This is a genomic window from Kribbella sandramycini (genome assembly GCF_013131805.1).
GTDB classification, from domain to species: domain Bacteria; phylum Actinomycetota; class Actinomycetes; order Propionibacteriales; family Kribbellaceae; genus Kribbella; species Kribbella sandramycini.
This window is the reverse complement of the sequence record NZ_JABJRC010000002.1, coordinates 562,217-588,667: the sequence shown is the minus strand read 5'-3', so window position 1 is coordinate 588,667 and position 26,451 is coordinate 562,217. Positions and strand designations below refer to the sequence as shown.

Genomic DNA, 26,451 nt, shown 5'->3' with positions numbered 1-26,451 from the left:
CAACTCCGGCGCTACCCGGTTCGGATGTCGAAGGTGCGAACGACCAGCCAGCGTTCGGCATTGGCGGCCAGCGCCCGGTAGCGGACGTAGCGGGCCTTGGCGCCGACCACGACCTGTACGTCGGGGGTGGTCGCGCGGGTGATCTCCGCCCACGACACGGTGTCGTGCGAGATCTCCAGGACGCCCGAGTGGATGTAGTCGTCGGGGCTGGTCGGCTCGGCCATCAGCAAGGTGACGGTGGCGACGTCGTACTCGGCGCCGAGGTCAACGCGGATCTCGTCGTCGATCGCGGGCGGGCTGGAGGTGGAGAAGAAGGTCGCCGGGTCGCCGTCGAGGATGTGGTTGACGGCGTGCCGGCCGGCGGCGGGTTGGGAGCTGGACGCGGTGCGGACGGTCGGGAGGCCGCGGGCCCGGTCGTGGGCGCGACCGGCCTCGATGACGAACAGGTCGGCGACGCCGTCGGCGATCCGCGGGTACGTCTCGGAATGCGGGGTGGTGTGATCCCGGATCGCGGTCGCGCGGGCGACCAGCTCCGTCAGCTCGGCGCGCGTGCCGTCGGCCGCGTCGTTGCCGGACGCAACCTGTTCGAGCAGGTCGAGGGCGCGCTGCAGCGCCCGGCCCCAGAGCTCGGTGGCGTCGAGCCAGGACGCCGTCTCGGCGGCGATCGGGGTGCCGCGGAGGACGGCGGGCGTCTGCTCGATGGCCTCGAAGACGCCGCGGAGCGCCGCGGCGGCATCGGGACCCGCGCCGGCCGACCAGAAGTTGGCGATCTCGGCGGCGAGGACGGGCGACTGGGTGTGGTGCAGGGTGCCGTCGTAGGTGTTGAGATCGGCGAAGAGCATCAGGGCCGCGATGATGTCGGCATCGCCGGCGGCCAGCTCGGCGATCGCGCGCAGCCAGGACGCCTGCTCGTCGTACGTCGCCGGGCTCCAGCCGTAGTCGGCGAACGAGTGGAGCGCGAGTTTGCTGGTCCGCGCCTGGTTCATCGGGTTGGAGATGACGCCGACGATGTGGTCGGCGACGCCGGGCTCTCGGCCCGAGTACGCGCCGAGCAGCAGCCGGCCGGGGACGTAGTCGTTGACCGGGAAGTTGTCCCAGATCAGGATGTCGTGGCCGAAGACGGCCTTCGCCTCGGCGGCCTGCTCGGCGGTGATGCGCTCCGGGATGACGGCCGTGCCGGTCCAGTGCACGACGACGGCCGGGTCGAGGTGTTCGCGCAGCGCCTGCTTGTACGGCGTCTCCAGCGCGTCGTAATACTCGGTCGGGACCATCTGCAGCGGTGCGACGCCGGGTTTGGCCGCGACCCACTCGCGCTGGATCCGGTTCAGCAGGGCGGCCTGCTGACGGCCGGCCGCACCGCCGTCGGCGCCGTAGTCGATATCGTCGAGCGGGACATTGAAGACCCGTGCGCCCACGGCGTACAGGGCGTCGAACTTCGCGATCAGGGCCTGGTGGTCGGCGTCGTCGTCGTACCGCACCGACAGGCCTGGCGAGAGCGCGAAGGTGAAGTCGACCTTGTTCCGGGCGGCGCGCTCGATCAGCTCGGCGAGCTCGGCGAGTTTGGCGGCCGGGTACGGGTCGCGCCACAGCTCGCGGTGGTAGGGGTCGTCCTTCGGTGCGTACTGGAAGGTGTTCAGCCGGTGCGCGCCGAGGTAGTCGAGATGGTCGAGGCGGTCGGCGTGTGACCACGGCGTCCCGTAGAAGCCCTCGATCGAGCCGCGGTAGCGCAGCGCGGGCGCGTCGCGCAGCTCGAGCTCGGGCAGCTCGTTGCCGTCGACAAGCTGTGCGAAGGTCTGGGCGGCGTAGAAGGTGCCGCGGGGGTCGGCCCCGTGGAGGACGATGTCGCCGGGGCCGATCGCGACGACGTACCCCTCGGCGGGCAGCCCACGCGCGGGCTCGGCGCCGAGCCGCGCCAGGGCCTCGTCGGAGCCGCCGAGCCAGATGGTCGGGCCGGCGGCGCCGATCTCGACCCCGGCTGCGGTCAGGGCGGCGCGGAGCACCCGCTCGGCATCCGGGTCGGTGGTCGGGCCGTGGCGGAGTACGACAGTCGCGCCCAGAGTCATGGTCATAGCAATCCCGCGTGGTCGAGGGCCAGGTAGGCCGCGTCGGTACCGGTCATCGCGCCGGGTGTGCGGAGTTCGTTGCGGAACTCGTCGACGGTCAGCTCGACCGGGACGCAGTCCTCGGCGTCGTCGAGTTGCTGGACGCCGTCGGGGCGGCAGCCGCGCGCGATCCCGACGTACTTGCGGAACATCGACGAGGTGCCGGCCCAGACCCAGCCGACCACCTCGAGGCTCTCGCAGGTGTACCCGGTCTCCTCGAGCAGCTCGCGCGCGCCGCCCACCCCCGGCTCCTCCCCCGGCTCGATCAGCCCGCCAGGCAGGTTCGTCACGACGCTGTCCGGCCCGGGCCGGAACATCCGCACGGTCACTACGCGGCCTTCGGGTGTCAGCGGCAGCACGGTGATCCCGCGCGCGATGGACTCCGTCGACTCCGGGCCGGTCACATCCCAATCGACCTCGTGCCCACTCGGCATCCGGTACCGCCGAACCTTTACCGTCAGAAACCGCTTGTACGCGACCTCCTCCCCCAGCAACGTCCACGGCAACGGATCTGCGGGGTGAGATGACTCGGCCGCCACCTGGTGGGTGGCGGCCGGGTTCGGGAGTTCGTCCGTCACAGCGGGCGGGTGTCGTCGGGATCCTCCGGCGGCGCGACCGGCGCGTCGTCGTCGGCCGAGGCTCCGGCGGCAGACGAGGAGTCGGTTGCCGCACCCTCCGCGGCGGGCTCTTCCGTCGCCGTCGCGTCGGCCTCCTCCGCGTCCGCGAGGGCCTCCACGGCCGGGCGGGACTCGGACAGGATGCGGGCGAGGGTCTCCTCGCTGACGCGTTTGAACTTACGGACCTGGGTGCGGGTCCGGTCCAGGACGGCGACCTCGAGCTGGTCCGGGGTGAGCTCGCGGACCTCGTTGCCGTCGTGGCCGAGGGCGTCGACGGCCAGGCGCAGCGCGCCCGCCAGCGAGATGCCCTCCTGGAAGTGCTCACCGACGTATTCCGCGACCTGCTCGGCCTGGCCGCCCATCACCGCGTAGCCGCGGACGTCGGCGATCGAGCCGTCGTAGGTGAGCCGGTAGATCTGGTCGTCGGCGGTGGTCGCGCCGATCTCGGCGACCAGGATCTCCACCTCGAGCGGCTTCTCACCGCCGGAGGAGAAGATCGCGCCCAGGGTCTGGGCGTAGGCGTTGGCCAGGGCCCGGCCGGTGACGTCGCGCCGGTCGTAGGAGTACCCGCGCATATCGGCCAGCCGGACGCCGGCGATCCGCAGGTTCTCGAACTCGTTGTAGCGGCCCACGGCGGCAAACGCCATCCGGTCGTAGATCTCGGCCACCTTGTGCAGCGCGGGCGAGCGGTTCTCGGCGACGAACAGGATGCCGTCGGCGTACTGCAGGGCGATCGCGCTGCGCCCCTTGGCGATCCCCTTCCGGGCGAAATCCGCCCGGTCGCGCATCAGCTGTTCGGGCGAGACGTAGAACGGCGTGCTCATCGAAGGTGTCGTCCTCTGTATCGGTCGATGGGATCAGGTCAGGGACGCCGAAGCGGGCCCGTCGGGACGGTTGTGCCGCTGCGCCCAGGCCGCGTCGACCAGGCCGGCGACCTCCTCCTCGGGCAGCCGCTGGTAGCCGTCGGCGGTGACCACGCCGACCACCGGGAAGATCCGCCGCAACATGTCCGGGCCGCCGGTCGCCGAGTCGTCGTCGGCGGCGTCGATCAGCGACTGGATCGCCACCGTCGCGCAGTCGGTCGCGGACAGGTCTTCGCGGTAGAGCTTCTTCAGCGAGCCGCGGGCGAACAGCGAGCCCGAGCCGACACTGTGGAAGTGGGTCTCCTCGTAGCGGCCGCCGGTGGCGTCGTAGGAGAAGATCCGACCGCCCTTGCGGTCGTGGTCGTAGCCCGCGAACAGCGGCACCACGGCCAGACCCTGCATCGCCATCGCCAGGTTGCCCCGGATCAGCGCGCTCAGCCGGTTGGACTTGCCGTCCAGGCTGAGCGTGGCGCCTTCGAGTTTCTCGTAGTGTTCGAGCTCGACCTGGAACAGCCGGACCATCTCGATCCCGAACCCGGCCGAGCCGGCGAAAGCGACCGCCGAGTACTCGTCGGCCGGGAACACCTTCTCGATGTCCTTCGAGGCGATCACGTTGCCGATCGTGGCCCGCCGGTCGCCGGCCATCACCACGCCACCGGCGAAGGTGGCGGCGACGATCGTCGTACCGTGCGGGACCTGGTCGGAGAAGTCGGCCTGCCCCAGGCTGCGGCGTCCGGGCAACAGGTCGGGCGCGTGCCCGGCCAGGAAGTCCATGAACGAGCTGCCGCCTGGGGTCAGGAAGGCTTCCGGCAACCGGCCGGAGGCGTCAAATGTCATCGAGCGGTTCACTCCCCACCCTTTTGCACGAACCCGCGGACGAACTCCTCGGCGTTCTCCTCGAGCACCTCGTCGATCTCGTCCAGGATCGAGTCGACGTCCTCGTCGAGCCGCTCCTTGCGCTCGGCCACGTCCTCCGAGGTTGTGGCCTGCTCGACCTCTTCCTCGTTGCTCGACCGCTTCGGCTGCTTGTGCTGCTGCCCGCCGTCCTTCGCCATCGCAAACACCTCCTAGAACCGCAGTGAAAGGGACGCCCAACCGACCCTTCCGTTGCTTCTAAGAGCGACCCTACCCGGCGGCACCCCCAGTGATGGTGCGAACCAGGTCACTCGCGGTGTCGCATTGGTCCAGAAGCGCTCCGACATGGGCCTTGGTCCCGCGCAACGGGTCCAGGGTCGGGATGCGCTGGAGCGACTCCTTGCCGGGCAGATCGAAGATCACCGAGTCCCAGGAGGCGGCCGCGACCTGCGGCGCGTACTGCTGCATACAGCGGCCGCGGAAGTAGGCCCGGGTGTCGGTCGGCGGGTGCGCGACGGCCATCCGGATCTCCTCGTCGGTGACGATCCGCCGCATCCGGCCGGCGGTGACGAGTTTGTAGTACAGGCCCTTGTCGGGCCGCAGGTCGGCGTACTGGAGGTCGACCAGGTGCAGTTTCGGGTCGTCCCAGCCGAGGCCGTCGCGGTCGCGGTAGGACTGCAGGAGTTTGTACTTCGCCACCCAGTCGAGCTGGTCGGCCAGCTGCATCGGGTCGATGGCGAGCTGGTCGAGGACCTGCTCCCAGCGGTGCAGGACGTCCTTGGTCTGCCGGTCGGCGTCGTCGCCGTACTTGTCCTCGACGTACTTGCGGGCCTGCTCCAGGTATTCGGTCTGGAGCTGGACGGCGGTCAGCTTGCGGCCGTCCTTGAGCGTCATCAGGTGCGTGCAGGACGGGTCGTGGCTGATCTCGTGCAGCGCGGTGACCGGCCGGTCGACGCCGAGGTCGTCGGTCAGCCAGCCGTCCTCGATCATGGCCAGCACCAGCGACGTCGTCCCGACCTTGAGGTAGGTCGAGATCTCGGACAGGTTCGCGTCGCCGATGATCACGTGCAGCCGGCGGTACCGGTCGGGGTTGGCGTGCGGCTCGTCGCGGGTGTTGATGATCGGCCGTTTCAGCGTCGTCTCCAGGCCGACCTCGACCTCGAAGTAGTCCGCGCGCTGGCTGATCTGGAAGCCGTTGGTGTTGCCGTCCTGCCCGATGCCGACCCGGCCGGCGCCGGTGACCACCTGGCGGCTGACGAAGAACGGCGTCAGGTGCCGCACGATCGACGCGAACGGCGTCGAGCGGCGCATCAGGTAGTTCTCGTGGGAGCCGTAGGAGGCGCCCTTGTTGTCGGTGTTGTTCTTGTAGAGGTTCAGCTGGGGGGCGCCGGGGATCTGCCGGGCCTGCCGCGCGCCCTCCATGATCACCAGCTCGCCGGCCTTGTCCCAGACGACGACGTCCCGCGGGTTGGTGGTCTCGGGCGCGGAGTACTCGGGGTGGGCGTGGTCGACGTACAGCCGGGCGCCGTTGGTCAGGATGACGTTGGCCAGGCCGGTCTCCTCGTCGGTGAGCTGGCTGGAGTCGGCCACCTCCCGGCTCAGGTCGAAACCGCGCGCGTCCCGCAGCGGGTGCTCCTCGTCGAAGTCCCACCGGGTCTTGCGCGCCAGCGGCTGCGTCTGGGCGTAGCCGTTCACCACCTGGCTCGAGGTCAGCATCGGGTTCGCCCCGGGCTGGCCGGGCACCGAGATGCCGAACTCCGTCTCGGTCCCCATGATCCGCCGCACACTCATGCTCACGAGCCTACGCGGTTTACGTGTGAGACTGCGGGCGTGGACGAATTGGTGGCGATTCTGGACGGCGACAACGTGGTCATCGGGGCCGAACCACGCTCCGTGATGCGCAACCGTAACCTGCGCCACGCCGCAACCGGCGTAGTCGTCCGGAATCCGGCCGGCGACATCTACGTGCACCGGCGGACGCCGACCAAGGATGTCTACCCGAGCCGCTACGACTTCGCCGCCGGCGGGGTGGTCGCGGCCGGTGAGGATCCGTACGACGCCGTCGTCCGCGAGCTGGCCGAGGAGCTCGGCATCACCGGCGTGGAGCTCGTGAAGCTGCCTGAAGGCGATTACGCCGACGATCACACCCGCTACCACGCCTACCTCTACACCTGCGTCTGGGAGGGCCCTGTGACCCACCAGCCGGAGGAGGTCGCGTGGGGTGCGTGGATGGCGCCTGCGGAGCTGGTCGCGCGCCTCGACGACCCACAGTGGCCGTTCATGCCCGACACCGTCGGCCTGCTCGGCGCGTACGTACGTGGCCTGGTCTGATGCAACCATCGACGGCGCGGGTGGTCACTACCCGATGTGAAGATCACCCTGACCGACGAGACGGAGCCCGCCATGGGATCGCCGGACTCCGATCACGACCTGTGGGAGCGGCTGCGGCGCGGTGACCACGCGGCGCTGGGCGAGCTGTTCGACCGGCACGCCGACGCGGTGCACGCGTTCGCGTTCCGCCGCACGGCGTCCTGGAGCACCGCGGAGGACGTCGTCCAGACCACATTCCTGAACACCTGGCGCCGGTTCCAGCGCAATCCGCCGGGGCCGTTGACCGGATCGAGCGCCCGCGCGTGGCTGCTGGTGGTCGCGGGGAACGAGTGCCGGACGCTGGCCCGGACGGCCGCGCGGATCCGGAACCTGCTCGATCGCCTCCCCGAACCCGCGCCCGGCGACGACCATGCGCCGGATGTCGCCCGGCGGCTGGACGACGAGCGCCGGATGTCGCAGGTCCGGCAGGCGGTCGCGAAACTGCCCCGCCATGAACGCGAGACGCTCGAACTCGTCGTCTGGGCCGGCCTCACCCAGGCCGAGGCCGCCGACGCGCTCGGCGTCCCGGTCGGGACCGTCAAGGCGCGGCTGCACCGCACCCGCCGCCGCTTCCCCGAGCTGATCAGCCGGGCCGCATTCCTGGAGGAATTGTCATGAACACCCGACTCGACCCGCCTCCGGTCCCGCCGCTGCCCCCGGCCGAGCGCGACCGGATCCGCCGCCGGGTGATGACGAAGTCCCGGCCCACTACCGGTACGCCGATCCGCCGCTGGGTGCCCGCAGTCGCGGTGGGCGCGGTCGCTGCCGTCGCCGTGGGAGGCGTCGTCATCGGCCGGCTGAACACCGCTTCGCCGCCGCCGGTCGGCGGAAGGACGCCAACGCCGTCCCTCTCACTCTCGGCACCGGCGACGAAACCTGCGGAGGCGCCGGCGGACGTCGACCTCGGACCGCTCGCCGGGGCCGCCGAGATCGCATCGAGGTCGTGCAAGATCCAGCCCGGTCCGATACAGGTGTTGTGGGCCCGGCAAGTCCAAGGGGCGGCTGCCGGGAGCAAGGAAGCCGTGCTGCTGGTCAAGGGCTCGGCTCAGCCCGGCGGCACCTACGATCACGGCATCGCCGTGTGTCAGGCAGGAGCCATGATCACGCCGGTCCGCGACACCGAATGGGACGAGCCGACGGGCGCCCGTGATCTGACTCCGCTGGGCAGCGGCGGCATCTCGACCCCGCCGTCGGCGTACGTCTGGACGCTCTACCGGGCCCGGCCGAACATCGCCCGGATCGAGACCCGCTACGTGTGGCAGGGCGGCTCCAGCCCCTGGCGCAAGGGCGTCGTCACCGGCGGCTTCGCCTTCGCCGACTTCCGGGTCAGCTTCACGAAGAAAGCGCCGCCCGGTCTCGAACCCGAACTGCGCGCCTACGACGCCGCCGGTCGCCCCGTACCGGTCAAACCCTGGTAAGCCTCACCGGCGGCGGCCCAGCGACCGGGCGAGGTTGACCCCGACGATCCCCGCCCAGCTCACGACGACGCCGAACGGCCCGATCATGTCCGCCGAGATGGCCGTGATCGGGACGGCGACGCCCAGCGAAACGATCGCCAGCGCCAGCCCACCCGGATCCCGCTCCCGCCCCGCGGACGCCGGCGGCTGAGCCGTTCGCACCTGCTCCGGCGCTCCCCCGCTCCGGCGCTGCAGATCGCGAGCATCGAGCCGCTCCAGGAACCCGTCGATGATCGCGTCCTCGTACTCCGCCCCCAGCTCCTGCCGGGCCGCCACCGCGGCCCGCAGATCCTTGCGCACATCCTCCGTCGCCACACCCCCACGCTAAGAGCCCCCCACCCCCACAACCATCCGGGGAACCCCCCACCAGCCCCTACCAAACAGCAACCGCCCCGGAGGCAACCTCCGGGGCGGTGCGCAACGGTTGTTACAGGTATTGGCCGGTGTTGGTGGCGGTGTCGATGGAGCGGCCGGGCTCGGTGCCTTGTTTGCCGGAGATGAGTGTGCGGATGTAGACGATCCGCTCGCCCTTCTTGCCGGAGATGCGGGCCCAGTCGTCGGGGTTGGTCGTGTTCGGGAGGTCTTCGTTCTCCTTGAACTCGTCGACACACGCCTGCAGCAGGTGCTGCACCCGAAGGCCCTTCTGGTTGTCGTCCAGGAAGGCCTTGATCGCCATCTTCTTGGCCCGGTCGACGATGTTCTGGATCATCGCGCCGGAGTTGAAGTCCTTGAAGTAGAGGACCTCTTTGTCGCCGTTGGCGTAGGTCACCTCGAGGAACCGGTTCTCGTCGGCCTCGGTGTACATCCGCTCGACGGTGCGCTGGATCATGCCGTCCACGCAGGCCTGCCGGTCGCCGCCGAACTCACCGAGGTCGTCGGTGTGCAGGGGCAGCGAGGCGGTCAGGTACTTGGAGAAGATGTCGCGGGCGGACTCGGCGTCCGGCCGCTCGATCTTGATCTTCACGTCCAGCCGGCCCGGGCGCAGGATCGCCGGGTCGATCATGTCCTCGCGGTTCGAGGCGCCGATGACGAGGACGTTCTCCAGCCCCTCGACACCGTCGATCTCGCTCAGCAGCTGCGGGACGATGGTGTTCTCGACATCGGACGAGACGCCGGAGCCGCGGGTGCGGAACAGCGAGTCCATCTCGTCGAAGAACACGATCACCGGCATCCCCTCGGACGCCTTCTCGCGAGCGCGCTGGAAGACCAGGCGGATGTGCCGCTCGGTCTCACCGACGTACTTGTTCAGCAGCTCGGGACCCTTGATGTTGAGGAAGAAGGATTTCTGCTCCTCGACACCGGTCCGCTCGGCGACCTTCTTGGCCAGCGAGTTCGCCACCGCTTTCGCGATCAGCGTCTTGCCGCAGCCGGGCGGGCCGTAGAGCAGCACGCCCTTGGGCGGCTTGAGCTCGTGCTCCAGGAAGAGGTCCTTGTGCAGGTACGGCAGCTCGACCGCGTCCCGGATCTGCTCGATCTGGCCGGACAGCCCGCCGATCTGGGTGTAGTCGATATCCGGTACCTCTTCGAGGACCAGCTCCTCGACCTCGGATTTCGGGATCTTCTCGTACACATAGCCGGAGCGGGGCTCCAGCAGCAGCGAGTCGCCGGTGCGCAGCGCGATGTCGAGCAGCGGCGCGGCGAGCCGGACGACCCGCTCCTCGTCCGCCTGCGCGATCACCAGCGCCCGCTCGCCGTCGGCCAGCAGCTCCTTCAGCATCACCACGTCGCCCACGACCTCGAAGTCGCAGACCTCGACCACGTTCAGCGCCTCGTTCAGCATCAGCTCCTGGCCGAGCCTGAGGTCGTCCAGATCGATCGACGGGCTGGCTGCCACCCGGAGCTTGCGGCCCCCGGTGAACACGTCCAGCGTGTCGTCGTCGTTGCGGCCGAGGAAGGTGCCGAATCCGGACGGCGGTTGGGCCAGCCGGTCGACTTCCTCCTTCAGGGCGATGATCTTCTCTCGCGCCTCCCGCAGCGTGTCGGCCAGCCGCTCGTTCTGAGCGGTGACACTCGCCAAGGAGGCCTGTGTTTCGGACAGCCTGCTCTCGAGCCCCCGACTGTCTGCGGGGTGCTCCAGCAACCGACGCCGCAACGCTGCGACTTCGGCTTCCAGGTACCGGACCTGGTTACGCAGCTCTGCCGCGGTAGGACTCTCGTCTCCAGCCACGATCATCACCTCACCATGTGGGGCTCGACCCTATGGACCTTACCCAGAAAACCTCGCCGGGCAAGCTGAATCCCATCACGTGTCGGTTGCGGATGAACCTGTTGCTTTCGGCACATCTTCTCCGACGTCACCACGACGGGGGCCTGTGTAGTCGTCGCCGTACGCGCCCGGTGCCGGGCGGCGCTTCTTCCGGGGCGCCTGCACCCCGTGCGCCATCCGCCGTGCGGTGACCAGAAACGCGGTGTGACCCTGCATCCGGTGGCCCGGACGGACCGCGAGACCCTCCACGTGCCAGTCTCGCACGAGTGACTCCCACGCGCGCGGCTCGGTGAATTCGCCGTGTGCCCGCAACGTCTCCACGACCCGGCTCAATTGGGTCGTGGTGGCCACGTAGGCGCAGAACACGCCGCCGGGGCTGAGCGCCTCGGCCGCGGCGTCCACGCACTCCCAGGGCGCCAGCATGTCGAGCACGATCCGGTCGACGTCGGTCTCGTTCAGCTTCTCGACCAGGTCGCCGACCTCGAGCCGCCAGGCCGGGTGCTCGCCGCCGAAGAAGCCGGTCACGTTCTTCCGGGCGACCTCGGCGAAGTCCTCGCGCCGCTCGAACGAGACGACCTGCCCGTGGACGCCGACCGCGCGCAGCAGGGCCGTGGTCAGCGCGCCGGACCCGGCGCCGGCCTCGACGACCTTGGCGCCGGGGAAGATGTCGGCCATCGTGACGATCTGGGCGGTGTCCTTGGGGTAGATCACCGCCGCGCCGCGCGGCATCGAGACCGAGTAGTCGGCCATCAGCGGGCGCAGCGCCAGGTACTCGACGCCGCCCTTGGACTTGATCACGACCGCGTCCGGGCCGTCGATCAGGTCGTCGTGGGCGATCCCGCCCTTGGTGGTGTGGAAGATCTTCTCGCGCTCGAGTTTGACCGAGTGCCGGCGGCCCTTGGAGTCCTGCAGGGTGATCCACTCCCCCGCCTGCAAGGGGCCGTGGTGCACCCCGGAGAACGCCTGGTCGGGAAAGTCGCGCAAGTCAGCCATAAGGCGCTCACCTTAACTTTCGGTGACGACAACCGGCGAACCGAGGTCGGTCAGCGGCCGCGGAAGGCCTGTTCGACGTCGGCGGTGGCCAGGACGCCGTACACCGCGCCGGCCGCGTCCAGGACGAGGTACTCCGAGGCGGGGTGTTCGCGCAGGGTGGCGAGGATCTCCTCGCCGGTGTCGTTGACGCCGAGGATGTGGCCCGCGCCGATCCGGGTGGAAACCTCGCTGACGGTGGTCCACGGCCGCTGGTTGGGCGCGACCGCGGCGACCGCGGTCTCCGAGACCAGGGCGTGCGGTTTGCCGTCGCCGTCGATCACGACGACCGCGCCGGCGTGTACCTCGGCGGCCATCCGGACGGCTTCGGAGATCGGCGTCTGGGAGTGGACGGCGATCGCGCGCCGGGCCATCGTGCGGACCTGGAGCGCGGGCAGTTTGCGGCGCAGCCGGGCCTGCATGAGCGCGGCGGTCGAGCCCATCCAGAGGAAGAACCCGACCGCGAGCGCGATCAGGAAGTCGATGATCGACGGCGTCCGGCCCCAGATCTCCTCGATGATCACCGGCGCGGCCAGCACCAGGATGGCCAGCGCCCGGCCGGCCCAGGCGGCCGCGATGGTGCCGGTGTGCATGTTGCCGGTGGCTTTCCAGACGATCGCGCGCAGCACCCAGCCGCCGTCCAGCGGCAGGCCGGGCAGCATGTTGGTGACGCCGACGATCAGGTTCGCGATGCCGAGCTGCCACAGCGCGATGTGGCCGACGCCCTCGTCGACGGCGCGCGATCCGGCATAGGCCAGCCCGCCGACCACGAGCGAGGCGACCGGCCCGACGACCGAGACCGCGAACTCCTCGAACGGCGTCTTCCGCTCGCCTTCGATATGGGTGCCGGCCGCGAAGAAGCCGAGGTTGATCTCGGACACGCCGATCCCGAACCGCAGCGCGGTCAGCGCGTGCGCGAGCTCGTGGATCAGAATCGACACGGTGAACGCGACGACGAAGGCGAACGCCGCGACGTAGCGCCAGCTGCCCAGCCCGGGGAACTGCTGCCCGATGATCGAGGCGAACCCGAACGCGAGCAGCATCGCCACCGGCAGCCAGGTGAACCGCATCGTGAGCCGGATCCCGCGCACACGACCGAGGACCCAGGTACCGGGCGGCGGCGGGCCGGCCGACTGGGCGGGGTTGCTGCTCTGGGGTTCACGCGACTCGGACATCACCCCCAACGCTACTGGGCCCCAGGTAACACCGTGCTACCAACCCAGGTCACACACCGACAACAAGTGTCGCGGTGTATCCCTGCGCGGCGTCTCCGGTGACGGTCGCGAGCTGGTGGACGCCGTCGTCGTCGCCGAACACGTTGTCGTCGGACAGCGACGTCCGGCCCAGGTTCTCGGCGCTGCCGGAGTAGCCGTCGGTGGCGTAGACGGCGGTGCAGACGGCTTCGGGGAAGGCCAGTTGTGAGGTGGCGCTGATCTTGCCCGCGGCGGTGGCCTCGCTCAGGCTCGCGTACACCTCGAAGTGGATATGCGGCCAGCGGCCCGGATAGGCGGCCGGGAAGATGGACTTGAAGGTGACCTTGCCGTCGCTACCTGCGGCCTGGACGCCCCGCAGGTAGTTCTCGGTGGTCGCACCCTCGGAGTAGAGCGAGTAGCGCCCTTCGGCGTCGCACTGCCACAGGTAGACGGCCGCGCCGGGCAGCGGCTGGTCGTTGTCGGCTTCCACGATCGTCAGCTCGACGGTCAGCGGGACGCCGTTCGCGACTCCGGAGAAGGATCCGAACGAGCGGGTGATGTCGCTGCGCACGATGCCGGATTCGGTCAGCACGTTCGGCCCGTTCGACCCGTCGCCGGGGTACGGCCCGGCGGTCTCGCCCGGGATCTCCTGGACGTCGCCGGGCGTGGCGCTCGGGCCGGCGGCCGGCTGGGCGTCCGGCGTACAGGCGGTCAGCGCAACCAGCCCGGCGCCGGCGAACAGGCCCAGGACCTGGCGGCGGCGCAGCGTGCCGAGGTCGTGTTCCAGGCCGAGATCGTGTTCACGCGGTGGCTTCATGGGACGAGCTTGGCAACCGGGACCGATGGTTGACCGAAAGCCGGCTGGGAGTTGCCTGGGAGTCTGGCGCAAAGTGTCGGCGGGCTCGCCTAGGGTTCCGGTATGAGTGTTGCGGTCGAGGTCCAGGGGCATCCGCGCGGTGCGTTGTCGCCGTCGCGGGCGGCCGATTTCATGTCCTGTCCGCTGAAGTACCGCTTCCGCGTGGTCGATCGGCTGCCGGAGAAGCCGTCGTCCGCGGCTGTCCGGGGCACGGTGGTGCACGGCGTGCTGGAGCGGTTGTTCGATCTGCCGCGCGGCCAGCGCACTTTGGAGCAGGCGGCGCAGATGCTGGAGCCGCAGTGGCAGCAGATGCTGGAGGCCGAGCCCGAGGTGGCCGAGCTGTTCGCCGAGGACAGCTCCGGTGAGGAGCTGGCGAGCTGGCTGGCCGAGGCGCATCAGCTGCTCGGTAAGTACTTCACCCTCGAAGATCCGAATCTGCTGGAGCCGGCCGAGCGCGAGCTGTATGTCGAGACCGAGCTCGAGTCCGGTCTGGTCCTGCGCGGGTATGTCGACCGGCTCGATGTGGCGCCGACCGGTGAGATCCGCGTCGTCGACTACAAGACCGGCCGGTCGCCGTCGGAGTTCTTCGAGGCCAAGGCGCTGTTCCAGATGAAGTTCTACGCGCTGGTGCTGTGGCGGCTGCGCGGCGTGGTGCCGGCGATGTTGCAGCTGGTCTATCTGGGCAACGGCGAGATCGTCCGCTATGTGCCCGACGAGGCCGATCTGCGCGCCTGCGAGCGGAAGGTCTCGGCGTTGTGGACGGCGATCAGCCGCGCGCTGGAGTCGGGTGACTGGCGGCCCAGCCCGGGCCCGCTGTGCAACTGGTGCGACTACAAACCGCTGTGCCCGTCCCACGGGGGAACTCCCCCGCCGTTGCCGCAGCGCACGGTCGAGGAGGTCGTGGTGGAGTCGGCCGGGGTCGATCTGATCAGCGTCGACGGCTGACGAGGAACCGGCAGTCGATAGCGTTCGTCGCATGACCGTGACTGACCAGGCCGCTGTGCGCGCCGTCGACGTGACGAAAACGTACGGCGGTGGGCAGACGCAGGTCGATGCGCTCATCGGGTTGACCGCGAGCTTCGGCAAGGGCCGGTTCACCGCGATCATGGGCCCGTCAGGTTCGGGTAAGTCGACGTTGCTGCACTGTCTGGCCGGTCTGGACCGGCCGACCTCGGGGCAGGTCTTCATCGGCGACGTCGAGGTCGCCGGGCTGTCGGAGAAGCAGCTCACGCACCTGCGGCGGGATCGGATCGGCTTCGTCTTCCAGGCCTTCAACCTGGTCCCGACGCTGACCGCCCTGGAGAACATCACCCTGCCGCTCGATCTGGCCGGCCGGTCCCCGGATCAGCAGTGGCTGACGACGGTGATCGACACGATCGGTCTCGGCGACCGGTTGCAGCACAAGCCATCGGAGCTGTCCGGTGGTCAGCAGCAGCGCGTCGCCTGCGCCCGCGCGCTCGCGTCGCGTCCCGAGGTGGTTTTCGCCGACGAGCCGACCGGCAATCTGGATTCGCAGTCCTCGGCCGATGTCTTGGGGTTCCTGCATCGGTCGGTGCGCGAGTTCGGGCAGACGGTCGTGATGGTGACTCATGATCCGACCGCGGCGTCGTACGCCGATCGGGTCCTGTTCCTGGCCGACGGGCGGCTGCGGTCGGAGCTGATCGATCCGACCGCCGAGACCGTGCTGGACACGATGAAGAGTCTCGACCCGGCCGTGGCCGGCTGATGCTCGAACTCGGTCTGCGGTCGGTCCTCGCGCATCGGCTCCGGTTCGTGCTGTGCACGGTCGCGGTCGTGCTCGGCGTCGCGTTCGTCGGCGGCGCGATGGTCTTCACCGACACGTTGTCGGCCGCGCTGAAGGCGCAGTACGCCGGGAGCACGGCCGATCTGACCGTCACCCCGGTGGATCCGGTCGGTCGCAGCGGCCCGCCGGCCACTGTCACGGCCGAGCTCGCCGACCAGGTGGCCGCCGTCCCCGGGGTTGCCGAGGCAGGCGGCCAGGTGCTGGTCGCCGACGTCCAGATCCTCCGGCCGGACGGCAAGCCGATCGAGACCTACGGCCTCCCGGCGTACGGCGCGAGCTGGCCGCAGTCGCCGCGGACGGCGCTGTTCACGCTGATGAGCGGCGAGCAGCCGTTCGGCAAGGCCGAGCTCGGTCTCGACCGGTCGACCGCGTCGGACGCCGGGTACCGCCTCGGCGACCAGGTGCGGGTCGTGACGGCGAACCGCGTGCTGACCGCTGAGCTGACCGCGATCACCACCGCGGCCCAGGCCGGGGTGGCCGCGGGCGCGCCGCTGGTCACCTTCGATGCCGCGACCGCGCAGCTGGTGCTGCTCGGCAAACCGGGCTGGACGTCGGTCGCGGTCGCCCTGGCCCCGGGGGCGGACGCCGACCAGGTCCGGGCCGCCATCGCGACGAAGCTCGGTGCGACGGTCGAGGTGCGGACGGCGGCGCAGGTCGAGGCCGACGGCGAGAGCGCGCTCGATGCGACGTTCGGCGGGTTCAGCTCGGTGCTCTTGATGTTCGCGGGGCTGGCGCTGTTCGTCGGCGCGTTTCTGATCGTGAACACCTTCGCGATGCAGGTCGCGCAACGCACCCGGGAGCTGGCGATGCTGCGCGCGATCGGCGCGTCCCGCGGTCAGGTCACCGCGACGGTGCTGGCCGAGGCGTTCGTGGTCGGCGTGATCGGTTCGACGCTCGGGCTGCTGCTCGGCATCGGCGTCGCCGCCGGGATCCAGCTCGTCTACCGCAGCCTGGGCACCGCCGTCCCGACGACCGGGCTGCAGGTCGGCCCGGCCACGATCGTCGCCTGCTATCTGATCGGGATCGTGCTGACGCTCGCTGCGGCGTACCCGTCGGCCCGGCGCGCGGGCAAGCTGCCGCCGATGGCCGCGCTGCGCGAAGGCGCGACGATCCCGGAGCGGTCGTTGCTGGTCCGGTTGCTGGCCGGCGCGTTCCTGTTGTTGATGGCCGGGGTCTTCTACGCGATCGCCCATCAGATCCGCGGCCTGCCCGGCGCGTTCCTGCTCGCGCTCGGAGCGGCGATGGCGCTGCTCGGGATCGTGCTGACCAGTCCGCTCGTCAGCCGGTACGTCGTCCGCGCGCTGCTCGCCCCGCTGGGCCGGGCGGCGCCGGTCACGCTGGGCCGCCGCAACGCCGAGCGCAACCCGCGGCGGACGTCGGCGACGGCGTCCGCGCTGATGATCTCGGTCGCGCTGATCAGCGGCCTGATCGTGATCGCGGCCTCGGCCCGGGCCTCGATCGACAAGAGCATCGCGGACGCGATCGGCACCTCCGACCTGGTCGTCAGCTCGGCCGCGCCGAACACGTTCAGCCCGCAGGTCGCCGATCAGGTCCGGCAGGTCGCGGGCGTCGCGGCCGTCCATCAGGTCCGCCGCCAGGAGGGCAAGGTCGACGACACCCCGGTCACCGTGACCGGCGTCGCGCCCGGCACCCTGAACGGCCCGATCACGGTCACCCTCGACTCCGGCACCCTCGACGGCCTGGCCAAGGGCGAGGTGCTGCTCCCCCGCACGCTGGCCACGACGCTCGGCCTGACCGCCGGCGAGAAGTTCACCCTGACCACGACAACCGGCAAACACGAGCTGACCGTGTCCGGCATCATCGCGCCGAACCGGCAGGCCAACGCGGTCGTCCTGACCCTCGGCGCGTACGACGCGCTCGGCGCGGCCCCGGCCGACTCGCTGCTCTACGTGGATGTTGCCGAGGGCATCAGTACGGCGCAGGCCGGCCCGGCGATCCTGGAGCGGCTGAAGGACTACCCGACGATCGAGGTCCGCGACCAGCAGGCGTACGCCGCGCAGGCGCGCGGGCCGGTGAACATCGCGGCCGGGGTGATCGGCATGCTGCTCGCGCTGGCGATCCTGATCGCGATCCTCGGCATCGTGAACACCCTCGCCCTCGGGGTGGTCGAGCGGACCCGCGAGATCGGGCTGCTGCGCGCGATCGGGATGGACCGGCCGCAGCTGCGCCGGATGCTGCGGGTGGAGTCGATCGCGATCGCGCTGCTCGGGTCGCTGCTCGGGCTGGCGGTCGGCGTCGTGACCGCGGCGTCGATCCAGCGGGTGCTCGTCGACAACGGGCTCGGGGTGCTCGACGTCCCGGTGCTGCAGCTGCTCGGCGCGGTGCTCGCGGCCGGGGTGATCGGCGTACTGGCCGCGGTCTGGCCGTCACGGCGGGCAGCGCGGCTGGATGTGCTGCAAGCTATCGCTACCGAGTAGCAGCCAGGGGCCGCTTTCACAGGTAGCCTGCGGGCATGCCGGGCAGTGTGCAGTCGATCGAGCGGGCTGCGGCCGTGCTCCGGCTGCTCGCGGCCGCGCCGAACGGGCTCGGTGTCGCGGAGGTCGGCAACGCGCTCGGCCTGGCCAAGACGACCGTGCACGGCATCTTGCGGACGCTGCATCAGGTCGGGTTCGTCGAGCAGGATCGCAGCGGCGCGCACTATCACCTCAGTGACGCGTTCGGCCGCCTCGGCGAGAGCTACCTGGATCCGAACGAGCTGCGCAGCCGCGCGATCAACTGGGCCGATTCGCTGGCCGCGCGTAGCGGTGAGGTGGTCCGGGTCGGCCGGCTGGTCGAGGCGAAGGTGATGGTCGTGCATCACGTCTTCCGCCCTGATGACAGCGATCAGGATCTCGACGTCGGGACGACGTTGCCACCGCATGCGACCGCGTTGGGCAAGGCCGTGCTGGCGTTCGATGCCAGCGGCGCGACGCGGCCGAAGAAGCTGGAAGCGTTCACGACCCGGACGATCCTGGAGCCGGCCCGGCTGGCCGAGGAGCTGGCCGCGGTCCGGGCGCGCGGCTGGGCGGGCGAGTTCGAGGAGCACACGATCGAGACCGCGGGGATCGCCGCGCCGATCCGCGGGCTGGGCGGGCTGGTGGTCGGCGCGGTCGGCCTGACCGGCCGGATCGAGCGGATCTGCGACAGCCGGCTGCGCCACCGGGCGGATCTGGTCACGATGGTCCGGGCCACCGCCGAGGCGATCGCCCGGGATCTGCGAGCCGACACGTGAGGGGCCGGCATGGCTGAGCAGTACGTCGCCGCGGTCGACCAGGGCACCAACTCGACGCGCTGCATCCTGTTCGACCGGCGCGGGCGGCTGGTCTCGGTCGCCCAGCGCGAACACCGCCAGCTGTTCCCGAAGCCGGGCTGGGTCGAGCACGACGCGGCCGAGATCTGGCGGAACGTGACCCGCGTGGTCCCGGCCGCGCTGCGCCAGATCGGCGCCGACGCGCAGCAGATCGTTGCCATCGGCATCACCAATCAGCGCGAGACGAGCCTGCTGTGGGACCGCGCCACCGGCCGCCCGATCGGCAACGCGGTCGTCTGGCAGGACACCCGGACCGATCGGCTGGTGACCGAGCTGGCCGGCGACGAGGGCCCGGACCGGTTCGCCGATCTGTGCGGTCTGCCGCTGACGACGTACTTCTCGGCGCCGCGGCTGAAGTGGATGCTCGATCACACCCCGGGGTTGCGGGCGCGCGCCGAACGCGGCGAAGTGCTGTTCGGCACGATGGAAACCTGGCTGATCTGGAACTTCACCGGCGGCGCGGACGGCGGTCTGCACGCGACCGACGTGACGAACGCGAGCCGGACGATGCTGATGAACATCGCGACACTGGAGTGGGACGACGAGCTGCTCGCGGCGTTCGATGTGCCACGGGCGATCCTGCCCGAGATCCGGCCGTCGTCGGGCGTCTTCGCGACGGCGACCGCGGTGCTGCCCGGCGTCCGGATCGGCGCGGCGCTCGGCGATCAGCAGGCCGCGCTGTTCGGGCAGACGTGTTTCAGCGCGGGTGAGGCGAAGTGCACCTACGGCACGGGCGCGTTCCTGTTGCTGCACACCGGTCAGGAGATCGTCCGGTCCAAGCACGGGATGCTGACGACGGTCGCGTATCAGATCGGTGCGGAGCCGGCGTCGTACGCGCTCGAAGGATCGATGGCGGTCACCGGTTCGCTGGTGCAGTGGTTTCGCGACGGGCTCGGCCTGATCCACACCGCGGCCGAGATCGAGACGCTGGCCCGGACGGTCGACGACAACGGCGGCGCCTATATCGTCCCGGCGTTCTCCGGGTTGTTCGCACCGCATTGGCGCAGTGAGGCGCGCGGCGTGATCGCCGGCCTGACCGGTTACATCACCAAGGGCCACCTGGCCCGCGCGGTCCTGGAAGCCACCGGCTTCCAGACCCTGGAGGTCGTGAACGCGATGAACGCCGACTCCGGCATCGCGCTCACCGCGCTCAAGGTCGACGGCGGTATGACCGCCAACAACCTGTTGATGCAGTTCATCGCCGATCTGCTCGACGTCCGCGTCGTCCGCCCGATGGTCACCGAGACCGTCTCCCTCGGCGCCGCCTACGCCGCCGGTCTGGCCGTCGGCTACTGGCCGGATCTCGAAGGGCTGCGGTCCAACTGGCACCGCGCCGGTCAGTGGCTCCCCCATCTCGACCCGGCCCGCCGGGCGGCGGAGTACGCGAACTGGCAGGCCGCCGTCGAGCGCACCTTCAACTGGATCCGCCCCGATCAATGACCGTTTGAGGCCATCCCCCGTCCGCTCCCCCGCCGCCGGGCCATCCTCTCCGTGAGCACCTTCACCGAGAGGAGAGCAGGATGCAGTTCGAGCTCGCGGACGAGCTGGCCGCCATCCAGCGGCAACTCGACGACGTCCGCGCCACCGCCGACTCACCCAACGGGCTGGTCGCCGCGACGGTCGACGGCCGCGGCCGGGTCTGCGCCCTCGACCTGGATGCGCGTATCTACCGCACCCATGACACGGCTGCGCTGGCCGGGCAGATCCTGGCCGCGATCGAGCGGGCCGGTGCGGACGCCGCCGATCAGGCCGGCCGGGTGGCGCGGCGCGTCCTCGGGATCGCCGATCCGGATCAGGTCGCCGATCCGGCGTTCGACGTACCGCGCCGCATTCTCGGTGGCGTGCGATGAGCGGCCTGCACCTGTTCCTGGAGGAGGCCGAGCCGTATGTGGCTTCGCTCGGCAAGACCGGCGAGGACCTGACCGAGGAGATGCGGCTGCTGCAGGCGGCCCTGCAGAACTCGGTGCACCAGATCGGCACGGACCTGATCGGGACCGCGTTCGGCGCGGGTTTCGGGCCCGCGAGCAAGACCGTCGGGGACGTCGCCGGTCAGGTCCCCACCGACTTCACCAACCTGTTCGACGGTGGCGTCGCCGCACTGGCCTTGTATCGGCTCCAGGCCGTGAACGCCGTGCTCGCGCTCACCCGCCTGATCAAGGACTGACCGGTGATCCCCGAACCGACCAGCGCACTCAACCTGTGGCCGCAGGTCAGGGCGATCTCCGGCTGGCCGCAGACCAACGAGCTCGAGGTCGAGACACTGGCCAAGTCGCTCACCGACGCGGCCCGGGCACTCGAGCGGCCCGCTGGGCTCAGCACTGGCCCGGGTGACGCCTCCTGGCCGGACGACGCCGGACGCGAGTACGCCGCGTCCACCCGGAGCGTGTTGACCAAGGCTGCCGAGACCGCCACGGCGACCGACCAGCTCGCGACGGCGGCGTCGTCGTTCGCGTCGCTGGTCGCCGGAACGAAGACGAGCCTCACCGGCCTGATCAACCTGAACCTGCCTCTCTATGCCTCGCTCAGCCTGCTGCCGGCCGCCGTCCGCGGGCCGGCCGAGGCGTTCTTCGTCAGCCAGGTCGGTCTGTTCGCCAAGGGGGTGATGACAGCCGCCGCCACCCAGGCAGGCACCCTCGGGCAGGTCCAGACCGCCCTCACCCCGGGCGGCGACGCCAACCGGACGCCGCTGCCGCCGCCACCGCCGAACGGCACCGCGCAGCAGAACGCCGACTGGTGGAAGAGTCTCACCCCCGACCAGCAACAGCAGTACCTGCGCGAACAGCCCGGCCGGATCGGAAACCTCAACGGCCTGCCCAGCGAGGTTCGCGACCAGGCGAACCGCAGCGTCCTGAACGCGAACCGCGCCGCGACCCAAGCTGAACGCGACCGGCTCCAGGCCGAGCTCAACCGGGTCGGCAGCGCTCCCGGTCGCGCGGCCGAGCGCAGCAGGCTGCAGAATCAGCTCGCTGCGGTCGAGGACCGGCTCCAGGGCCTCAACAATCTCCAGCAGACCCTCGACAGCGTCAAGCCGGGCACGTTCGACACCATGGGCCGCGAGCTCGACCGGTACTACCTGCTCGGCTTCGACCCAACCGGCAACGGCCGGTTCATCGTTGCCCACGGCAACCCCGACCGGACGCCGAACATCGCCACTTTCGTCCCCGGCGCGGCCAGCGGGCTCAACGAGTCGGGCCGCGCGCTGGAGCGCGGCGACAACCTGTACGACGCCGCTACGCGCGCGGGTGCCGAACCCGGCAGCACCGCGGTCATCACCTGGCTCGGCTACGACTCACCGGGGCTGGGCGAGGCCTTCGGCTCGTACGCGCCGGCCCAGGCCGCTGCGCCCGCGCTGACCCAGTTCCAGCAAGGCCTGACCGTGGCCCGCGGCGGCCTCGACGCCAACACCACTCTGGTCGGCCACTCCTACGGCGCCCGGGTCATCGGCACCGCCGCCAGCGCCACACCCGGCCTGGCCGACCAGGTCGTGGCCGCCGGTGCGCTCGACTTCGGCGTCAATCCGTCCGGCCGGATGATCCAAAGCACCGCCGAACTCCATCTGCCGCAGGACAAGGTCTGGGTCGTCGAGCACCGCCTCGATGCGGCGGCCGATGCCACGACTCCGGTTGTGCCGGACGCCGGCGGGTACGGCGTCGTCGAGGACGTCGGCGCCCCGGGCGGCGACCCGTCCCGCCCGGAGTTCGGCGCCTCGGTCGTCGGCGCCGAGCCGGGTCCGTATCGCGACAGCTACGTCGGCCTCGGCGGTTACGCGACCGAACCTTTCAGCGACGCCCACGGCAACATGTTCGATCCGGACCCCGGGCACCGCGCGGGCTTGGACCGGATGGGCGGCGTCATCGTCAACGGCCGCGCCGAATAGCCGCTTGGCAAGCCTTTCCGTCAGGGTCGAAGAGCGGTAATCGTGATACGTGTTTCAAACGCTTGATATAGAGCGCGTTTAACGTCTCGGGCATCAACTGACGACTCGGGAGGAAATGAGATGTCTTCGGTAATCAGGGTGCTCGCGGTGGCCGCGCTGGGGATTTCCGCGGTCGGGGTGACGCCGGTGGTCGCGCAGGCGACGGCGGACGGGACGCAGGCGCTGAAGATCACCCGCATCAAATGTCATGAGACGGAGGACAACACCGGCGCCGACGATATCTACCTGATGGTCGACGGTTCGGTGATCATGAATTCGATTCAGTTCACCAACGGCGACGACAAGGACATTCCGGATATCCCGATCGAGGCCGGGAAGGTGCTGACGGTGATGGAGAGCGACTGGCCGGACGCGAACGACAACCTGGGCGCGAAACGGATCAACGGCCCCGGGAACTACGAGTTCACCGACGACGGCGCGCACTACACGGTGACGGTCGGCTGATCGTGGTGGGGAGAGCCGGCGATCGGGCTCTCCCCACCCGCGTCAGGCCTGCCAGCGATAGATGGGCCGCTCGTAGGCGATCTTGAAACCGCGCCGCTCCATGTTGGCCAGCGAGGAGTTGTGCTCCCCCGGGCCGGGTTTCCCGGTCTCGCTCGCGGCCAGCGAACAACCGGCCGCGTAGGCGTCTTCCAGCCGGCGGGCCATGATCGCGGACTGCGCTCCGCGGCCCCGGTACGCCGGGAGCGTCGCCCCGCAGACCAGCTCACCGACCCCACCGGCCATCCCGAGCGCCCCGACGCCGACCAGCTCCGAGCCGGCCCAGGCGCCGTACAGCCGGACGCCGGGGCGAGCAGCCCACGCGGTGAGCATCGCAGCCACCCCGCCGGTCTCATCCGGCATGCCGAAACCCTTCACCACGACCGCCGACCATTGCGCGAAGCCATCGGGCTCGACCTGGGCAATCCGCAGATCGGTCTCGACCGGCTCCACCGGCCCGGCGGCGCGAACCGCCTTCACCCAGGTACCGCCGCGGGTCAGACCGTGCTCGGCGCAGATCTCGTCCCAGTCGTCGGGCAGCACCTCCGGCGCGAGGTGGAAGTTCAGCACCCGGGCGTCGGCGGAGCGAGCGAAGGCGAGCACCTCGCCGATCAGCGCGCTGTCGATCGGCGAGTCGAAACCGAACCCGTGCGCCTGCGACCAGTAGTCGCTGCGGTCGTTGGCGAAGATCATCGCCATCGCGGCGCCGAAGCGGCGTCCGCTGATCCCCAGCGCCTCGGCGACCGGCGGCGGCGACTGCGCCAGCTCCCACAAGACCTCGGTTTCGGCGCGCTCGACGCGCTCGGTCAGGCTCACTCGGCGCGCCAGCTGTAGATCGGCCGCTCGTAGACGACCTCCAGCCCGGCGCGCTGCATGTTGGCCAGCGAGGAGTTGTGCTCCCCCGGCCCCGGTTTCCCGGTCTCGGCCGCCGCCCACAAGCAACCGGCCGCGTAGGCGTCCTCGAGCCGGCGCGCCATCAGCGCGGACTGCGCGCCGCGGCCCCGGTACGCCGGGAGCGTCGCGCCGCTGACCAGCTCGGCGACCTCGCCGACGACGACCAGGACGCCGGTGCCGGCCAGGGTGTCGCCGTCCCAGGCGCCGTACACGGTGACGCCGGGCATGTGGGTGAAGGCGCCGAGCATCGCGCCGATCTCGTCGGACACCTCGAAGGCCGCGACCTGGATCGCGACGAACGCGTCGACGTCCTCGGCGCCGAGCGGCTCGATCCGCAGGTCGGTCTCGACCTTGGCCACCGGCGCGGCGGCACGGGCGGTCTTGACCATCGTCGAGCCACGGCTCAGGCCGTACTTGGCGCAGATGTCGTCCCAGTCGGCGGGCAGGACGGCCGGAGCGACGTGGAAGTTCATCGCGCGGCCATCGGCCGCCTGGGTGAACTCCAGCACCTCGGCCACGACCTCGCCGTCCAGCGGGCGGTCGAACCCGAGACCGTGCGCCTGCGACCAGTAGTCGGTCGGGTCGTTGCCCACGACAAGCGCGATCCCCTGGCCCACCCGTTGCGTGCTGATCCCCAACTGCTCGCCGATCGCCGGCGGGACTTTGCTCAGTCCCGCCAGCATCTCGGTCTCGGCGAGCTCCAACCGCTCAGTCAGCTCCATACGGCCAAATCTACGTCGGCCGTTCCAGCCGTCGGTTACGCCGGTGACACGATATCCGGGGCCTCCAGGCGGACCTTGTCGGCCGACTCGTCATCGGGCTGGTCCTGGGACGCGCGCTCGGACTCGACCCGCCGCAGATAGAACGAGATCTCCCGTTCGATCGCGGCCTCGTCCCAGCCGAGCACCGGCGCCATCAGCCGGGCCGCGGCCTCGGCCGCCTCGACGCCGCGGTCCCAGGCCTCGATCGAGATCCGGGTCCGCCGGGCGAGCACGTCGTCCAGGTGCCGGGCGCCTTCGGCCTTGGCGCCGTAGACGATCTCGGCCTTCAGGTAGTCCTGGGTGCCGGGCAGCTGCTCGCCGAGCGACGGGTCGTCGGCGACCAGGGCGAGGACTTCGTCGATCAGCGCGCCGTACCGGTTGAGCAGGTGCTCGATCCGGGCGACGTGCAGGCCGGAGCGCTGCGCGATCAGGTGCCGCTGGTTCCACATCGCGTGGTAGCCGTCGGCGCCGACCAGCGGCGTCGTCTTGGTGACGGATTTCGGCACCCGGCCGTCGAGCGCGTCGGCGGCCGCGTCGATCGCGTCCTTGGCCATCACCCGGTACGTCGTGTACTTGCCACCGGCAACCACCACGAGCCCCGGCGCCGCATGCGCGACGACGTGCTCGCGGGACAGCTTCGAGGTGCTCTCGGACTCACCGGCCAGCAGCGGGCGCAGCCCGGCGTACACGCCCTCGACGTCCTCGCGGGTCAGCGGCGTGACCAGGACGGCGTTCACGTGTTCGAGCAGGTACTCGATGTCCTTGCTGGTCGCGGCCGGGTGCGCCTTGTCCAGGTTCCAGTCGGTGTCGGTGGTGCCGATCAGCCAGTGCCGGCCCCACGGGATGATGAACAGCACCGACTTCTCGGTGCGCAGGATCATCCCGGTGCTGGACTGGATGCGGTCCTTCGGCACGACCAGGTGGATCCCCTTCGAGGCGCGCACGTGGTACTGCCCGCGCTCGCCCACCATCGCCTGGGTGTCGTCGGTCCAGACGCCGGTCGCGTTCACGACCTGCTTGGCGCGGACCTCGAACTCGCGGCCGCTCTCCAGGTCCTTGGCCTGGACGCCGGTGACCCGCTCGCCCTGGCGCAGGAACCCGGTGACCTTGACCCGGTTCGCGACGTGTGCCCCGTACGACGCCGCCGTCCGGGCGAGCTCCATCGTGTGCCGGGCGTCGTCGACCTGGGCGTCGTAGTACTGCAGGGCGCCGACCAGGGCGGACTTCTTCAGCGACGGGACGAGGCGCATCGCGCCGCGCCGGGTCAGGTGTTTGTGGATCGGCAGCCCGGCGCCCAGACCGGAGCTGACCGCCATGCCGTCGTACAGGGCGACGCCGGCGCCGGCGTAGAACCGCTCCCACCAGCGGTGCTGGAGCGGGTAGAGGAACGGCACCGGTTTCACCAGGTGCGGCGCCAGGCGTTGCAGGAGCAGGCCGCGCTCCTGCAACGCCTCGTGCACTAGTCGGAAGTCGAGCATCTCCAGGTAGCGCAGACCGCCGTGGATCAACTTGCTGGACCGGCTGGAGGTGCCGCTCGCGAAGTCGCGCGCCTCCAGCAGGCCGGTGGTCAGGCCCCGGGTCGCGGCGTCGAGCGCCGCTCCGGTGCCGACCACCCCGCCACCGATCACCAGGACGTCCAGCTCTCGTCCGTCGGCCATCGCGTCGATCGCGTCAGCCCTTGCTTGCGGTGACAGAGCCACTACCGCCACTGTGCTGC

At 70.4% G+C, this 26,451-nt stretch carries 26 protein-coding genes; 12 read left to right on the top strand and 14 right to left on the bottom strand.

The features are described from left to right. Positions 1 to 11: 11 nt before the first annotated feature. The 6 genes from HPO96_RS10210 to dop form a co-directional block, all read right to left on the bottom strand. The gene (locus HPO96_RS10210; protein ID WP_171673108.1) at positions 12 to 2,069 is read right to left on the bottom strand and encodes a glycoside hydrolase family 84 protein; all 2,058 of its coding nucleotides are present in this window, start codon (positions 2,067 to 2,069) and stop codon (positions 12 to 14) included. Beyond that, complete coding sequence (locus HPO96_RS38120; RefSeq protein WP_171673107.1) at positions 2,066 to 2,680, bottom strand: NUDIX domain-containing protein; 615 nt, start codon at positions 2,678 to 2,680, stop codon at positions 2,066 to 2,068. The genes HPO96_RS10210 and HPO96_RS38120 overlap by 4 nt, the downstream gene beginning before the upstream one ends. After that, a complete protein-coding gene (prcA, locus tag HPO96_RS10200) occupies positions 2,677 to 3,543 on the bottom strand; it encodes a proteasome subunit alpha (RefSeq protein ID WP_171673106.1) in 867 nt (288 codons plus the stop codon). Before prcA ends, HPO96_RS38120 begins: the two co-directional genes overlap by 4 nt. Before the next feature lie 33 nt (positions 3,544 to 3,576). Continuing rightward, positions 3,577 to 4,419, bottom strand: a complete 843-nt coding sequence (prcB, locus tag HPO96_RS10195) for a proteasome subunit beta (protein ID WP_171673105.1) — start codon at positions 4,417 to 4,419, stop codon at positions 3,577 to 3,579. An 8-nt stretch (positions 4,420 to 4,427) separates the two neighbouring features. Beyond that, positions 4,428 to 4,637: a ubiquitin-like protein Pup gene (locus HPO96_RS10190; RefSeq protein ID WP_171673104.1), complete on the bottom strand. Its 210-nt coding sequence runs from the start codon at positions 4,635 to 4,637 to the stop codon at positions 4,428 to 4,430. A 70-nt stretch (positions 4,638 to 4,707) separates the two neighbouring features. Further along, complete coding sequence (gene dop / locus HPO96_RS10185; RefSeq protein WP_171673103.1) at positions 4,708 to 6,228, bottom strand: depupylase/deamidase Dop; 1,521 nt, start codon at positions 6,226 to 6,228, stop codon at positions 4,708 to 4,710. A 39-nt stretch (positions 6,229 to 6,267) separates the two neighbouring features. Between dop and HPO96_RS10180 the strand changes: the two genes are divergently transcribed. The 3 genes from HPO96_RS10180 to HPO96_RS10170 are packed head-to-tail and all read left to right on the top strand — an operon-like array spanning position 6,268 to position 8,225. Continuing rightward, positions 6,268 to 6,768: an NUDIX domain-containing protein gene (locus tag HPO96_RS10180; RefSeq protein WP_171673102.1), complete on the top strand. Its 501-nt coding sequence runs from the start codon at positions 6,268 to 6,270 to the stop codon at positions 6,766 to 6,768. A gap of 36 nt (positions 6,769 to 6,804) precedes the next feature. Next, entirely contained in the window at positions 6,805 to 7,425 is a 621-nt protein-coding gene (locus HPO96_RS10175; RefSeq protein WP_171673101.1) for a sigma-70 family RNA polymerase sigma factor, read from the top strand. Continuing rightward, positions 7,422 to 8,225: a hypothetical protein gene (locus HPO96_RS10170; RefSeq protein ID WP_171673100.1), complete on the top strand. Its 804-nt coding sequence runs from the start codon at positions 7,422 to 7,424 to the stop codon at positions 8,223 to 8,225. Before HPO96_RS10175 ends, HPO96_RS10170 begins: the two co-directional genes overlap by 4 nt. 3 nt (positions 8,226 to 8,228) lie before the next feature. Here the strand turns inward: HPO96_RS10170 and HPO96_RS10165 are convergent, their stop codons facing one another. The 5 genes from HPO96_RS10165 to HPO96_RS10145 all read right to left on the bottom strand — a co-directional run bounded on the left by HPO96_RS10165 (position 8,229) and on the right by HPO96_RS10145 (position 13,509). Further along, on the bottom strand, positions 8,229 to 8,579 hold the full coding sequence (locus HPO96_RS10165) for a hypothetical protein (RefSeq protein ID WP_171673099.1): 351 nt from the start codon (positions 8,577 to 8,579) through the stop codon (positions 8,229 to 8,231). A gap of 112 nt (positions 8,580 to 8,691) precedes the next feature. After that, entirely contained in the window at positions 8,692 to 10,437 is a 1,746-nt protein-coding gene (arc, locus tag HPO96_RS10160) for a proteasome ATPase (RefSeq protein WP_171673098.1), read from the bottom strand. Between the two features lie 69 nt (positions 10,438 to 10,506). Beyond that, the gene (locus HPO96_RS10155) at positions 10,507 to 11,463 is read right to left on the bottom strand and encodes a tRNA (adenine-N1)-methyltransferase (protein ID WP_171673097.1); all 957 of its coding nucleotides are present in this window, start codon (positions 11,461 to 11,463) and stop codon (positions 10,507 to 10,509) included. 50 nt (positions 11,464 to 11,513) lie between these two features. Then, a complete protein-coding gene (locus tag HPO96_RS10150; protein WP_238354951.1) occupies positions 11,514 to 12,674 on the bottom strand; it encodes a M50 family metallopeptidase in 1,161 nt (386 codons plus the stop codon). Between the two features lie 49 nt (positions 12,675 to 12,723). Then, entirely contained in the window at positions 12,724 to 13,509 is a 786-nt protein-coding gene (locus HPO96_RS10145) for an intradiol ring-cleavage dioxygenase (protein ID WP_171673096.1), read from the bottom strand. A gap of 102 nt (positions 13,510 to 13,611) precedes the next feature. Here HPO96_RS10145 and HPO96_RS10140 point away from each other — a divergent pair, with 102 nt between their 5' ends. The 9 genes from HPO96_RS10140 (at position 13,612) to HPO96_RS10100 (ending at position 23,043) form a co-directional block, all read left to right on the top strand. Then, positions 13,612 to 14,493 carry a RecB family exonuclease gene (locus HPO96_RS10140; protein ID WP_171673095.1) on the top strand — a complete coding sequence of 294 codons (882 nt, stop codon included), beginning with the start codon at positions 13,612 to 13,614 and terminating at the stop codon, positions 14,491 to 14,493. 31 nt (positions 14,494 to 14,524) lie between these two features. Next, positions 14,525 to 15,274, top strand: coding sequence for an ABC transporter ATP-binding protein (locus tag HPO96_RS10135; RefSeq protein WP_171673094.1), 750 nt, complete (start codon positions 14,525 to 14,527; stop codon positions 15,272 to 15,274). Then, positions 15,274 to 17,790: an ABC transporter permease gene (locus HPO96_RS10130; protein ID WP_171673093.1), complete on the top strand. Its 2,517-nt coding sequence runs from the start codon at positions 15,274 to 15,276 to the stop codon at positions 17,788 to 17,790. The genes HPO96_RS10135 and HPO96_RS10130 overlap by 1 nt, the downstream gene beginning before the upstream one ends. Before the next feature lie 35 nt (positions 17,791 to 17,825). Next, entirely contained in the window at positions 17,826 to 18,584 is a 759-nt protein-coding gene (locus tag HPO96_RS10125) for an IclR family transcriptional regulator (protein ID WP_171673092.1), read from the top strand. A 9-nt stretch (positions 18,585 to 18,593) separates the two neighbouring features. Further along, positions 18,594 to 20,102 (top strand): glycerol kinase GlpK, encoded by a 1,509-nt coding sequence (glpK, locus tag HPO96_RS10120; protein ID WP_171673091.1) that lies wholly within the window; start codon positions 18,594 to 18,596, stop codon positions 20,100 to 20,102. An 80-nt stretch (positions 20,103 to 20,182) separates the two neighbouring features. Beyond that, positions 20,183 to 20,512 carry a YbaB/EbfC family nucleoid-associated protein gene (locus HPO96_RS10115; RefSeq protein WP_171673090.1) on the top strand — a complete coding sequence of 110 codons (330 nt, stop codon included), beginning with the start codon at positions 20,183 to 20,185 and terminating at the stop codon, positions 20,510 to 20,512. Further along, positions 20,509 to 20,826, top strand: coding sequence for a hypothetical protein (locus HPO96_RS10110; protein WP_171673089.1), 318 nt, complete (start codon positions 20,509 to 20,511; stop codon positions 20,824 to 20,826). Before HPO96_RS10115 ends, HPO96_RS10110 begins: the two co-directional genes overlap by 4 nt. A gap of 3 nt (positions 20,827 to 20,829) precedes the next feature. Continuing rightward, on the top strand, positions 20,830 to 22,539 hold the full coding sequence (locus HPO96_RS39600; protein WP_171673088.1) for a WXG100-like domain-containing protein: 1,710 nt from the start codon (positions 20,830 to 20,832) through the stop codon (positions 22,537 to 22,539). Positions 22,540 to 22,659: 120 nt separating this feature from the next. Further along, entirely contained in the window at positions 22,660 to 23,043 is a 384-nt protein-coding gene (locus HPO96_RS10100; protein ID WP_171673087.1) for a hypothetical protein, read from the top strand. Positions 23,044 to 23,085: 42 nt separating this feature from the next. On the opposite strand, the gene HPO96_RS10095 is transcribed toward HPO96_RS10100, so the two are convergent. From HPO96_RS10095 to HPO96_RS10085, 3 genes are read right to left on the bottom strand one after another with little or no spacing between them, the layout of a single operon-like run. Further along, positions 23,086 to 23,895: a GNAT family N-acetyltransferase gene (locus HPO96_RS10095; protein ID WP_171673086.1), complete on the bottom strand. Its 810-nt coding sequence runs from the start codon at positions 23,893 to 23,895 to the stop codon at positions 23,086 to 23,088. Further along, a complete protein-coding gene (locus HPO96_RS10090; RefSeq protein ID WP_171673085.1) occupies positions 23,892 to 24,695 on the bottom strand; it encodes a GNAT family N-acetyltransferase in 804 nt (267 codons plus the stop codon). Before HPO96_RS10090 ends, HPO96_RS10095 begins: the two co-directional genes overlap by 4 nt. Positions 24,696 to 24,730: 35 nt before the next feature. After that, complete coding sequence (locus tag HPO96_RS10085) at positions 24,731 to 26,443, bottom strand: glycerol-3-phosphate dehydrogenase/oxidase (RefSeq protein WP_337796573.1); 1,713 nt, start codon at positions 26,441 to 26,443, stop codon at positions 24,731 to 24,733. Positions 26,444 to 26,451: the final 8 nt, after the last annotated feature.